The sequence below is a fragment of the Urechidicola vernalis genome, assembly GCF_031846385.1.
GTDB lineage: Bacteria > Bacteroidota > Bacteroidia > Flavobacteriales > Flavobacteriaceae > Urechidicola > Urechidicola vernalis.
This window is the reverse complement of record NZ_JAVRHV010000001.1, coordinates 1,127,468-1,140,914: the sequence shown is the minus strand read 5'-3', so window position 1 is coordinate 1,140,914 and position 13,447 is coordinate 1,127,468. Positions and strand designations below refer to the sequence as shown.

Below are 13,447 nucleotides of genomic sequence, written 5' to 3'. Positions count from 1 at the left end.
CTTAATTTAATTAAAAGTTTAAGTTAACACCCAACGTATAAATTCTAGGTCTCGGATAGTTGTTTCCATCTATTCCTCCAAAAACTTCAGGGTCTATACCTTCATAATCTGTAATAGTCAATGCATTTTGCACCGTTCCATTCAGTCTAAACGTTGTGTCTTGTCCTAACAAACCACCAAAATTGTATCCAATTCCTAGGTTATCTAATTTTGCGAATGAAGCGTCTTGAACATAGTAATCTGATAAATATCTAGCTGTTCCTCCATTTACAAATTCTGTTTCCAATACATTTCCAACACCATTGGAAATAACTTGAGGGAATGCTTGGTTTAATAATTGTTGTTGGAAACCTAAGCTAGAGTCAACATTGTTATATACATAGTTTCCGAAACTTCCTCTCCAAGACATTGTAAAGTCCCAATTTTTGTAGTTGAAATTTGTGTTAAAACCAAATGTTAAATCAGCAACAGGACTTTCATATCTATATCTGTCATCTAATGTAATTTCTCCATCACCGTTTCTGTCTACATAAACGTCTTCCAATGGTTTTCCATTTTCGTCATAAACTTGTTGGTAAACGAAGAAAGTACTAGGAGTATATCCGACAGAATGTATTTGGGCAGTGTTTCCAACACCTCCAGAAAACCCTCCTGTTGGTACACCATCATAGTCGTCACTATCATTAGTCGTTAAACCAGTGATTTCTGTATCATTCCATGTGACATTTAATCCTAAATCTAATAACATGTCTTCAGTTTGAATTACTGCTCCATTCAATGCAACTTCAACCCCTGTGTTTCTCATAGATCCTATATTAGCATTTCCTGCATTTGACAATGAAGAACCACCTGGAAAAGGAATAAAGTTTAATAGATCATCAGTTTCTCTGATGTATCCATCTATACTACCACTTAATCTGTCGTTAAAGAATCCGAAATCTACACCAATATTATACGTTGTAGTTTCTTCCCATTTTAAAGTTGAGTTAAATGGTTCTGCTCTATAAGTTTGAATAAAACTATCGCCAAATTGATATTGTGCTGTACCTGTACTTGCTAAATAAGTCTGAATGGCAGGGTAGAAGCTTCCAATATCTTGTTGTCCAGTAATACCCCATCCTAATCTAAGTTTTAAATTTGAGAAGGTATTAGTATCATTCATAAAATCTTCTTCTAATAGTTTCCATGCAAAAGCCGCAGAAGGGAAATTACCCCATCTGTTCGCTTCGCTGAATCTAGAAGAACCATCTCGTCTGTAGGTTACAGTTAATAAATACTTATCAGCATAAGAATACTTTAATCTTCCGAAGAATGATTGAAGATTCAATTCATTGTAGTAATCAGACATTTCTGAAATAGTTGGGTCTTGTAAGTTACCGATGCTTGAGCCTTTATTAATAAAGTTTTGATATGAATAACCAGCCGTTGCATCAACTCTACTATTGATAGACTCTAAGTCTTTAGCATAGTTAAAATAAAAGTCCATTAATTTGTTATCCTTCTTTTGTTCATAAGTAGACTCGTTACCTAAATTCGTGCCATCTGCCAATACTGTTGTTGCAGAAACATTTGACATGGTGTTTGTACCCTTACTAGAAGAATTGTCAAGACCCATATTTAGGTTTGCCTTTAATTCTGGTAAAAAATGAAACGAATAATCGAAAACTATATTTCCAATAAAACGTTGTACGTTCGATTTATTTTCTCTTAAATCTAATAATGCAACTGGATTTCTTGGAGCACCAACAGTAATAGGATTCCCAGTACTTTCATCTACCCATTCATAATATCCTCCGTATTTTGATCCATTCCAAACTGGTTGCGTTGGGTCAAATGCAATCGCATTTCCGATGGCTCCAGTATCTGCGAATTGGTTGTTGATTAGAGCAACTTTTGAATTGATATCTACCTTTAAATGATCGTCAAAAAACTTAGAACCTATATTTAATGCATAGGTTGCTCTTTCCATTTCCGATGATTTTAAAGTACCTTCTAATTTAGTATAACCTATAGATCCTCTAACATCAACTCTATCGCTACCTCCAGAAAGACTTAAAGCATGGTCTGTACCCATGGCTGTTTGAAAAATTTCATCTTGCCAGTTTGTTGTTGCGTTTCCTAATAATGCAATATCAGATGGTGTTCCGTTTGCGTTTACATAATCAATAAAATCAGTTGTAGATAAGGCGTCAACAAATTCTATATTTTCATGTACAGATACGTTTCCACTATAGTTCGCTTCTAGATCGCCACTTCTACCTTTTTTTGTTGTGATAATTACAACTCCATTCGATGCTCTTGAACCATAAATGGCCGTTGCAGATGCATCTTTTAAAATAGAAAATGACTCTATATCATTTGGGTTAACAAGGTTTAAAGGATTTCTTGCTCCGGATACGCCGTTATTATCAACAGGAACTCCATCAATAACAATTAAAGGACTGTTTGATGCATTTAAGGAAGCACCACCTCTAATACGAATTGTACCTCCTGATCCAGGAGCACCTCCGCCTTGTGTAACTTGTACACCAGCAACTCTACCAACTAAAAGTTGTTCTGCTGAAGCTGTTGCACCTTTATTAATGTCATCCGCTTTTACTGAGGCAATAGAACCTGTCGCATCTTTTACAGTAGTAGTACCATAACCGATAATTACAACTTCATCTAAGGCTTCAGAACCTTCTTCTAATTCTACGTTAATGTTGTTGTTCGTTCCAACAACGATTTCGATTGTTTTGTAACCTAGAAAAGAAAAAGAAAGGATATCTCCTTCATTTACATCATCTAGGGTATAGTTTCCATCAAAATCTGTAGAAGTTCCACGAGTTGTTCCTTTTATAATTACATCGACTCCCGGTAATCCTTCACCAGAAGATTTTTCAGTAACTGATCCACTTACGGTTTGCTGGGCAAACGAAAAGATTGGAAGCATAAAAAGAACGATTAATATTCTTAAGTTTTTCATGTAGTTTTGAATTAAATAAATTTTAGTTTTTAAAAGTTAAACAATTGTACTAAATCTCGAATTTCACCTTGTGAAGCTATATCTTAATTATATTCTTAACAATTTTTTAATATTTAAACGGGTTACGAAAACGTTATAGTTTTAATAACTTATGCACGAAAACGTTGTAGTAAAATTGTAGTAAATTGTCTTTATTGTACAATATATTATCTGATAAGATAGAATTGTTTAACTCTTTTTTATTGATGGGATTGTTAAATTTAACGTTATATTTGAAAAGAATTCTAGATTAAATAATGCGACCAAAAATTACTCTTAAGAAAATAGCAAAAGAGTTTGAAGTCTCTATTTCAACCGTTTCGAAAGCGTTGAAGGATAGTAATGAAATAAGTAAAGATTTAAGGGAGAAAATTCAAGCATTTGCCAAGTTATATAATTACAAACCTAATAGTTTAGCGGTTCGATTACAAAACCAACAAACAAAGGTAATTGGTGTTGTTGTTCCTGATATTGTGCATCATTTTTTTTCTATGGTAATAAGAGGCATAGAGGAAGTAACAAACAAGCGAGGGTACAATGTTATGATATGTTTATCAAATGAATCTTTTGATAAAGAAGTGATGAATATTGACATGTTTACCAATGGTAGTGTAGACGGACTGATCGCTTCAATATCAAAAGAGACGCAAAGGAAAAACGATTATAGTCATTTTAAAAACTTATTGGAAGATGATTTTCCATTGGTGATGTTTGATAGAATTAATGAAGACTTTAATTGTGATAAAGTTATAATTGACGATGTTAGTGGAGCAATGAATGCTACGAGTCATCTTATAGAAACTGGATGTGAAAAAATTGCATTAGTTACTACTCCAAATGAAATTACAGTAGGTGCTCTTCGTAAGAAAGGTTATGTTAAAGCATTACAAAGTCATGGGTTAGAGGCGGATACTAATTTAATGGTTGAGGTAAACGAAAAGCAAAGTATTCGGGAGCAAATTGAGGAGCTTTTTGATAGAAATGTGCCTGATGGTATTTTTGCTGTTAATGAAGTCTATGCAGTTACAGCGATGAATGTTGCACGGGAGAAAGGTTTTAAGATTCCAGAAGATATTAGTGTGATCGGATTTACAGATGGACCAATTTCACAACTTGCTTTGCCTCCTTTAACTACGGTGGTTCAGCATGGATTTACAATGGGAAAACAGGCCGCAGAATTGCTATTAGACCGTATTGAAAGTAAGGAAGACATCCAGCCACAAAAAATTGTCTTGTCTACTAATTTAAAGATTAGAAAATCCACAAAAAGTGTTTAAAGAATTTTGATTTAGAAAATTATTTCTATATTTGACCCACAAAAGTAATTTCACAATTTACTAAATTTCGACTTCACACCATTGAATTTAAGGCTTTCAGTCAATATAGTTCAATAGAATTTTAATACATATTTACCGATGAAAAAACAGAAACTAAGTTTCTGGGAAATCTGGAACATGAGTTTTGGGTTTCTTGGAATTCAATTTGGATTTGCGTTACAAGGAGGTTTTATGTCCCGAATTTTTCAAACACTTGGGGCAGGAAAAGAAGAAATTCCATTATTGTGGATTGCAGCTCCGTTAACAGGACTGATAGTACAACCAATTATTGGTTATTTAAGTGATAAAACTTGGCACCCGAGGTGGGGTAGAAGAAGACCTTACTTTTTAATTGGGGCAGTACTCAGTTCTTTAGCATTATTTTTTGTGCCGCACTCACCAACGCTATGGGTAGCAGCAGGATTTTTATGGATTCTTGATGCATCCATAAATATTTCTATGGAACCCTTTAGAGCATTGGTTGCTGATAAATTAGATGAATCACAACGATCTTATGGATTTGTTGTTCAAACATTGATTATTGGAATTGGAACTTGGGTGGCAAGTAATTTACCATGGTTGATTTCTCAATTAGGTGTGAGCAACTCCGCTGAATCAGGTGTTGTGCCAATGTCAGTGAAAATTGCATTTGCAATAGGTGCATTAGTTTTTCTTGTGAGTATTTTATATACCGTTTTCACAACTACTGAATATCCGCCTGAGGATATGGAAGAGTTTGAAAGAGAAAAGAAAGCCTCTAAAAATACCTTTATCAAAGATATAGTAGCCAATATTGGTAGCATGCCATTAACTATGAAAAAATTAGGAGTAATTCAGTTTTTCTCATGGTTTGCATTTTTTACCATGTGGAGTTTGGCAAACCCTGCTTTAACAGAGCATGTTTTTGAAAATCCGGCTCCTATCGAGGCAAACTACGATTTAACAATGCCTGCTCAAGCAGAAGCATTTGACATTGCGAATACGGCATTTCAAGAATCATCAAATCTTGTTGGTTCTGCAATGGGAGTGTACGGATTATCTTCGATGGCTTTTGCGTTAATATTAGTTTTTTACACTTCTAAACGTAGAATCAATCGAAAATTAGTTCATATGGGATCTTTAATTCTTGGAGGAATAGGTTTCTTAATGATGAACTTTATTTCACCAGAAAACCTTAAGTATTGTTTTGTTTTAATCGGATTTGCATGGGGAAGTATTTTATCAATGCCATATGCCATGCTGTCGAGTTCGGTAGATCCTAAAAAGATGGGAGTTATCATGGGAATCTTTAATATGTTTATTGTAATTCCACAAATTATCGCAGCATTAGGAGGAATTAATTTTGTTTCTGGATTGTTGGGAGATGCTCCAATCAACGCTATGTTGGTGGCAGGATTTAGTTTAATAATTGCGGGCCTTTGTAATTTATTAATTACAAATAAAAGCGCCATAACCTATCAAACAAATGAGTAAAAAAGCATTTATATTCGATTTAGATGGTGTAATTGTAGATACTGCAAAGTACCATTATAAAGCGTGGAAAAAATTAGCCAATGATTTAGGTTTTGATTTTACAGAAGAACAAAACGAATTATTGAAAGGAGTGAGCAGAGTTCGCTCCTTAGAAATATTGCTAAATATAGGAGGTGTTAATCTTCCTGAAGAAGAGAAAATAAAAATAATGCAAGATAAGAATGAGCATTATTTACAATACATCACCCAAATGGGACAAGATGAAATTTTAGAAGGAATGCATGAAGTGCTATTGTATTTAAAAGAGCAAACTATTCCTTTTTCGTTGGGTTCTGCAAGCAAGAATGCACGATTAATATTGAATCAATTAGAATTGATTGATTTGTTCGATGCTATTGTAGATGGGAATGATGTATCAAAAGCGAAACCAGACCCTGAAGTATTTTTAATTGCGGCAGAAAAGTTAAAAACTACGCCTGAAAATTGTGTGGTTATAGAAGATGCCATTGCAGGAGTTGAAGCAGCGAATATTGCAGGTATGGTAAGCATAGGAATTGGAGATAAAAATACCCTAAATGAAGCAGATTTCAATTTAAATTCTACAAGCGAATTGACCATTGAAATGATTAAAGAATTGATAAAAGAATAAGATGAATATAGATTATATATTACCGAACGAGTGGTCTATACTAGAGGAAGGGTTCGATAAATCACAGGCAACGGCCTCAGAAAGTATTTTTAGTATTGGTAACGGGGCTATGGGGCAACGTGCTAATTTCGAAGAGCATTATTCTGGAGAAACTTTTCAAGGAAGTTATATTGGCGGAATTTATTATCCAGATAAAACACGCGTTGGATGGTGGAAGAATGGATATCCAGAATATTTTGCCAAAGTATTGAATGCACCAAATTGGATTGGAATTGAAATTAAAATAGGAGATGAGCAACTGGATTTAAATACCTGCGCTGTTTCTGATTTTTCTCGTGAACTAAATATGAAGGAGGGTTACTTGAAACGCTCTTTTAAGGCAACCATGAATAATGGAGATCAAATTCAAGTGGAGTCAATCCGTTTTTGTTCGTTGGATTTACACGAAATTGGAGCAATAAAATATAGTGTTACTCCGGTCAATTTTAGTGGTAGTATTCAATTTTCGCCATATTTAGATGGTGGAATTATGAATGAAGATACAAATTATGATGAGGTGTTTTGGAAGGTGCTAGATATAGAAGATAGAGATAATGATGCTGTCATATTATCTAGAACATTAAAAACAAAATTCTATGTTGCTACCGGAATGCATATTTCTTACGAATTGAACGGTAAAGAAGTACATCTTCCTAAGACGGTTCATGAGCAAGAGAAAAGAATCGATTATGTTTCAAAAGCAAATTTGAATCAAGGAGAAACCATTTCTTTGATCAAGTTTGGAGGATATAGTCAGTCAATGAATCACCCAAAAGAACAGTTAATTTCACAATCTCAAAAAGTTTTATACCAAGCAGCAAGTTTAGGTTTCGACACATTATTGGGAATGCAGAAAAAAGCTTGGGCCAACATTTGGGAAACTGCAGATATAATTATTGAAGGAGATGTAAAGGCACAGCAAGCCATCAGATTTAATATTTTTCAATTGAACCAGACCTATTCTGGAGAAGATTCGAGGTTAAATATTGGACCAAAAGGCTTTACAGGCGAGAAATATGGAGGAAGTACTTATTGGGATACGGAGGCCTATTGTATTCCATTTTATATGAGTACTAAGGACAAGCATGTGGCGAGAAATTTATTGCAATACCGTCACAATCAATTGGGGAAAGCCATTGAAAATGCGGAGAAACTTGGATTTAAAAATGGGGCGGCTTTATATCCTATGGTTACTATGAATGGTGAGGAATGTCATAACGAATGGGAAATAACATTTGAAGAGATTCATAGAAATGGGGCTATGGTATATGCTATTTATAATTATGTAAACTATACTTCAGATTACAAATACGTTCCAGAATTTGGGTTAGAAGTAATGATCGCAATTGCTCGCTTTTGGCATCAACGTGCTTCTTTTTCTGAATACAAACAGCAATATGTAATTTTAGGTGTTACTGGACCAAATGAATATGAAAACAATATAAATAATAACTACTATACTAACTATTTAGCAAAATGGTGTATAGAGTATACAGTAGAAAACCTGAAAAAGGTTAAAGAAGAATTTGGTGCTGATTATAAACGTGTAATTGAACTTACGAACTTAACAGATATGGAAGTTGTTAATTGGTTAAAAGTAGCTGATGCAATGTATTTTCCATATAGTGAAAAGTACGGAGTTTTCTTGCAGCAAGATGGTTTCTTGGATAAAGAACTAATTCCGACATCAGAGTTATCAAAAGAAGATAGACCTATTAATCAAAAATGGTCTTGGGATAGAATTCTTCGTTCTTGTTATATAAAACAAGCAGATACTTTGCAAGGAATGTATATGTTCGAAGATAGGTTTACAAAAGAAGAAATTGAGAAACATTTTGATTTTTACGAGCCGTTAACGGTTCATGAATCTTCATTGTCACCTTGTATTCATGCAATTTTGGCGGCAAGTATAGATAGAATGCCAAAAGCTTATGAACAATATTTACGTACATCAAGATTAGACCTAGACGATTATAATCATGAGGTACATGAAGGCTTACATATTACAAGTATGGCTGGAACATGGTCTGCCATTGTTCAAGGATTTGGAGGTATGCGAAACTTTGATGGTGTATTGTCGTTTAATCCACAAATTCCGGATGAATGGAGTTCTTATTCATTTAAAATTAACTTTAGAGGGAGTACACTAAAAGTGCATGTAAGTCATGAAGGATGTACTTTTACCAATGAATCTGAAATGCCGGCAGAGATTTTTGTTAGTGGAGAAAAACGATTAATTAAAAAGGATGAATTGGTTACGGTTTAATATATAGTTTAAAACATTTTATCATGAAACAGATTCTTATTAAAATAACATTTATGTTGTCTGCTTGTATATTCAGTTTGCAAGGGCAGTCTATAGATAGAGTTGAGCCGATGCATTGGTGGGCTGGAATGGAAAACCCAGAATTACAATTGTTGGTTTATGGAGAAAATGTTTCTGATTTAACAACAGTCATTCAAAATGAGAAAATTGAGATTTTAAAAATTCATAAAGCGAAGAGTCCTAATTACTTATTTATTGATTTGGATTTATCAAAAGCCTCGGCAGGAGTTTTTAATATTCAGTTTAAGAAAGGAAATAAAGTTGTCATTTCTCATGAGTATAATTTAAAAAACCGTAAAAAAGATGCTAGTTTGGTTCAAGGTTTTGATAGTTCGGATGCTGTTTTACTTATAACACCAGATAGGTTTGTAAATGGAAACGCAAGTAATGACCAAATAGAAGGTTTATTGGAGCAAGAAGTAAATAGATCTGATAATTATAAAAGACATGGTGGTGATATTGAAGGAATCATAGATCATTTGAGTTATATAGATGATTTAGGTTACACAGCAATCTGGACCAATCCATTATTAACCAATGACATGTCGAGTCAATCATATCATGGATATGCCATAACAGACTTATATGAAATAGACCCTAGGTTTGGGACACTTGATGATTATAAAGCCCTTTCTAAGGAAATGAGTAGTAGGGGAATGAAGTTGATTATGGATCAAGTTGCAAATCATTGTGGTTTAGAACATTGGTGGATGAAAGATCTGCCATTTGAGGATTGGGTAAATTTTCAAAAAGAATTTGAAAATGGAGAGAAAACCAAGTATTCAAACCATAGAAGAACAACCAACCAAGACAGATATGCATCTGAAAGTGATAAAAAAGGAATGGCTGATGGATGGTTTGTATCTTCAATGCCAGATTTGAATCAGCGAAATCCATTTATGGCTAAATATATAATCCAAAATAGTATTTGGTGGGTTGAAGAGGCAAGCCTAGGAGGTATTCGCCAAGATACGTATCCATATCCTGATAAGCAGTTTATGTCTGATTGGGCAGGAGCTATTATGAATGAATATCCAAATTTTTCCATCGTAGGAGAGGAGTGGAGTTATAATCCATTGTTAATCGGCTATTGGCAAGATGGCAAAAAAAATCAGGATGATTATGATTCAAATTTAACATCGAGTATGGATTTTGCTATGCAAAAATTGGTTATAGATGGATTAAAAGAAGAAGAATCTTGGGATAAAGGTTTGGTGAAAATTTATGAAGGCTTGGCGAATGATTTTGGATATTCGAATCCGGAACAAATCATGGTGTTTCCTGACAATCATGATATGAGTAGAATTCATACTCAAATGGATTTGGATGTTACAAAGACAAAGATGGCTTTGAGTTATTATGCCTTAATACCAAGAGTTTTTCAAGGTTTTTATGGAACTGAAATTTTGATGCATGATTCGGCTAAACCAGGAGATCATGGATTGGTACGCACAGATTTTCCGGGAGGATGGACTGGAGATAAAGTGAATGCTTTCACAGGAGCAGGTTTGACTGATCCTCAAAGAGATATGCAAAACTTTATGAGCAAACTATTGAATTATAGAAAAAGCAGTACCGCAATACATAAAGGAAAGACCGTGCATTTTGCACCTTTCATGGGAACATATTTTATGTTTAGAACGCTTGATGATGAAACTGTAGTTGTAATCCTAAACAAAAACGAAGAGCCAATGACTATCGATTTAAAACGATATGTGGAAATTGGATTGGAAGGGAAATCAATAAAAAGTATTATTGATGATAGTGAATTTGTCTGGGGTGATTCAATAGATTTAGAAGAGAAAGGAGTTTTGATATTGACTACAAAAAAATGAAAAAAATAGTTTTTTTATTCATATTAGTTAGTAGTCAAATTTCTATATCTCAGGTTACTTTGATTGTAGATGAATTTCCGGTAGGGACAAAATCGGTCTACATTTCTGGTGATTTTGAAGGTTGGACGGGAGGTCAAGAGTCTTTTAAATTGACTGAAGAAAAAGGAATGTTTAAGATTACACTTTCTGAACAAGTTGGGACAATCAACTTTAAATTCACACAAGGTTCTTGGGGAACTGTTGAAAGTGGAGCAGAAGGAAATGAAATAGAAAATAGAACTTACAGTTTTAAAGAAGAGAGTGAAACTATAAAGTTGAAAATTGCGAGTTGGGATAAAGTTGAAGTAATTGCGCAACAGACAATAGCAGAAAATGTTTTTGTATTGTTAGAGAATTTTGAAATACCACAATTAAATAGAACCCGTAGAATTTGGATGTATTTGCCTCCAAATTATGAAACATCTAGTGAACCTTTTCCAGTTGTTTATATGCACGATGGTCAAAATATTTTTGATTCGAGTACATCCTATTCTGGTGAATGGAGTGTAGATGAAACCTTGAATAAACTTTACAGTGAACAGGGTTTAAAACTAATAGTAGTCGGTGTTGACAACGGTCAAAGTTTGCGGTTAGATGAATACTCTCCTTGGAAGAATGAAAAATATGGTGGAGGAGAAGGAGATGCTTATCTCCAATTCATTGTTGAAACTTTAAAGCCTTATATTGATCAGCATTATAAAACCAAGCCAGACAAATCTAATACCGCAATTATTGGTAGTTCAATGGGTGGATTAATATCTCACTACGCGGGTATTAAATATGCGGATATATTTGGTAAAGTAGGAGTGTTTTCTCCTGCCTTTTGGTTTGCCCCAGAAATAAACGAGTACACAAAAACTCATGGGAATATTCAAGATTCAAGATTTTATTTTTTAGCAGGAGGAAAAGAAGGAGGAAATGTCGTGTTTAAAGAGATAAACCAAACGGTTAAAAATATGAATACGGTCCAGGATATTATGGTTAATGCAGGTTTTCCATTAGAAAATATAACATCAAAGGTGGTTCCAGATGGGAAGCACAATGAAGAGTTATGGAAAAATAATTTTAAAGAGGCCATAGTTTGGTTGTTTAAATAGTAATATGAAATTATGAAGAAATTAAGTGTTTTACTTTTAATTGGTTCACTTCTTATTGGATGTACAGCGTTACAACCAAAAGATAATTCGAAAAATCCTTTCGATTGGAATGGGGCGAATTTATATTTTTTATTAACCGATAGGTTTCACAATGCAGACCCTTCAAATGACTTAAATTTTGAACGTACAGATGAAACGGCTGTATTAAGAGGTTTTAAAGGAGGGGATATAAAAGGAATTACTGCAAAAATAAAAGAAGGCTATTTCACAGATTTAGGAATCAATGCTATTTGGATGACACCATTGGTAGAACAAATTCATGGAAGTACTGATGAAGGTACTGGAGTGACCTACGGATTTCATGGTTATTGGACGCGAGATTGGACCGCCTTAGATCCAAATTTTGGAACTATGGAAGATTTAAAAGAATTAGTTGCCGTTTCGCATTCTAAGGGCATTAGAGTAGTGTTAGATGCTGTAATTAATCATACGGGTCCTGTAACTCCAATGGATTCTGTTTGGCCGGATGAATGGGTAAGAACAACTCCGGCTTGTACCTATAAAGATTATGAAACTGCAATTACTTGTACATTAGTAGAAAACCTACCCGATATAAGAACAGAAAGTAATGATGCTGTTGAGTTGCCAGAATATTTGGTGGCAAAATGGAAAGAAGAGGGCAGGTATGAAAAGGAAATGAACGAATTGAATGCCTTTTTTGAGCGAACTGGATATCCAAAAGCACCAAGATTTTACATTATAAAATGGTTGACAGATTTTATTAAAGATTATGGAATTGACGGGTTTAGGGCTGATACGGTACGTCACATTGAGGAATCTGTTTGGGCAGAATTTTACAAAGAGTGTCAATATTCATTTGAATTGTGGAAAAAGAATAACCCAGATAAGGTTCTAGATAATAATGGCTTCTATACTGTAGGAGAAGTATACGGATATGAAATTCCTAAAAACGGTTCAGAATTCGATTTTGGAGATGTAAAAGTGGATTATTATGAGCACGGTTTTACTAGTATGATCAATTTTGAATTTAGAAATAACGCACATGATGGCTATGAGAAATTATTTTCATATTACAATAATGCTTTAAGAGGAAGTTTAAAAGGTAAGGGAATTATGAATTATGTGAGTTCACACGATGATTCTTATCCTTTTGATAAAGAGAGAAATAAACCATTGGAGGCAGGAACTAAATTATTATTGAGCCCTGGAACTTCACAAGTGTATTACGGAGACGAAGTAGCAAGGGAATTGATTGTCGAAGGTGCGAATGGAGACGCCAATTTGCGTTCAGAAATGGATTGGACTCATTATAGTATTAATGAGAAAAAAATACTGATTCTAGAGCATTGGCAGAAGTTGGGTAAATTTAGACGAGATCATCCTGCAATAGGAGCAGGAGTTCATAAGATAATTTCCGAAAGCCCTTACGTTTTCGAACGTTCTTATTCAAAAGGTAATTTCTCTGAAGTTGTTGTCGTTGGATTGGACTTAGTAAAAGGAGAAAAAGAATTATTTGTTGGTGCTAATTTTGAAGAAGGAGATACCTTAAAGGATGCTTATTCAGGTAGTTTTGGAAAGGTGAAAAATGGGGCCGTGGTAATTGATTCAAATTATGACATTGTACTTTTAGAAAAGTTCTATAATTAGC

8 protein-coding genes are annotated in these 13,447 nt (G+C 34.1%); 7 read left to right on the top strand and 1 reads right to left on the bottom strand.

Features of this window, described 5'->3' with window-relative positions; all coding sequences use genetic code 11:
- Positions 1–10: 10 nt before the first annotated feature.
- Positions 11–2,965 carry a SusC/RagA family TonB-linked outer membrane protein gene (locus RM519_RS05100; RefSeq protein ID WP_311592496.1) on the bottom strand — a complete coding sequence of 985 codons (2,955 nt, stop codon included), beginning with the start codon at positions 2,963–2,965 and terminating at the stop codon, positions 11–13.
- Between the two features lie 296 nt (positions 2,966–3,261).
- On the opposite strand from RM519_RS05100, the gene RM519_RS05095 reads away from it, so the two are divergent.
- The 7 genes from RM519_RS05095 (at position 3,262) to RM519_RS05065 (ending at position 13,446) form a co-directional block, all read left to right on the top strand.
- Entirely contained in the window at positions 3,262–4,281 is a 1,020-nt protein-coding gene (locus tag RM519_RS05095; protein ID WP_311592495.1) for a LacI family DNA-binding transcriptional regulator, read from the top strand.
- A gap of 138 nt (positions 4,282–4,419) precedes the next feature.
- Positions 4,420–5,793 carry an MFS transporter gene (locus RM519_RS05090; protein WP_311592494.1) on the top strand — a complete coding sequence of 458 codons (1,374 nt, stop codon included), beginning with the start codon at positions 4,420–4,422 and terminating at the stop codon, positions 5,791–5,793.
- Positions 5,786–6,442 (top strand): beta-phosphoglucomutase, encoded by a 657-nt coding sequence (pgmB, locus tag RM519_RS05085; RefSeq protein ID WP_311592493.1) that lies wholly within the window; start codon positions 5,786–5,788, stop codon positions 6,440–6,442. The genes RM519_RS05090 and pgmB overlap by 8 nt, the downstream gene beginning before the upstream one ends.
- 1 nt (position 6,443) lies before the next feature.
- A complete protein-coding gene (locus tag RM519_RS05080) occupies positions 6,444–8,747 on the top strand; it encodes a glycoside hydrolase family 65 protein (protein ID WP_311592492.1) in 2,304 nt (767 codons plus the stop codon).
- Between the two features lie 23 nt (positions 8,748–8,770).
- Positions 8,771–10,642, top strand: coding sequence for a glycoside hydrolase family 13 protein (locus tag RM519_RS05075; protein ID WP_311592491.1), 1,872 nt, complete (start codon positions 8,771–8,773; stop codon positions 10,640–10,642).
- Positions 10,639–11,778, top strand: coding sequence for an alpha/beta hydrolase (locus RM519_RS05070; protein WP_311592490.1), 1,140 nt, complete (start codon positions 10,639–10,641; stop codon positions 11,776–11,778). Before RM519_RS05075 ends, RM519_RS05070 begins: the two co-directional genes overlap by 4 nt.
- A 12-nt stretch (positions 11,779–11,790) precedes the next feature.
- Positions 11,791–13,446, top strand: coding sequence for an alpha-amylase family glycosyl hydrolase (locus RM519_RS05065; protein ID WP_311592489.1), 1,656 nt, complete (start codon positions 11,791–11,793; stop codon positions 13,444–13,446).
- Position 13,447: the final 1 nt, after the last annotated feature.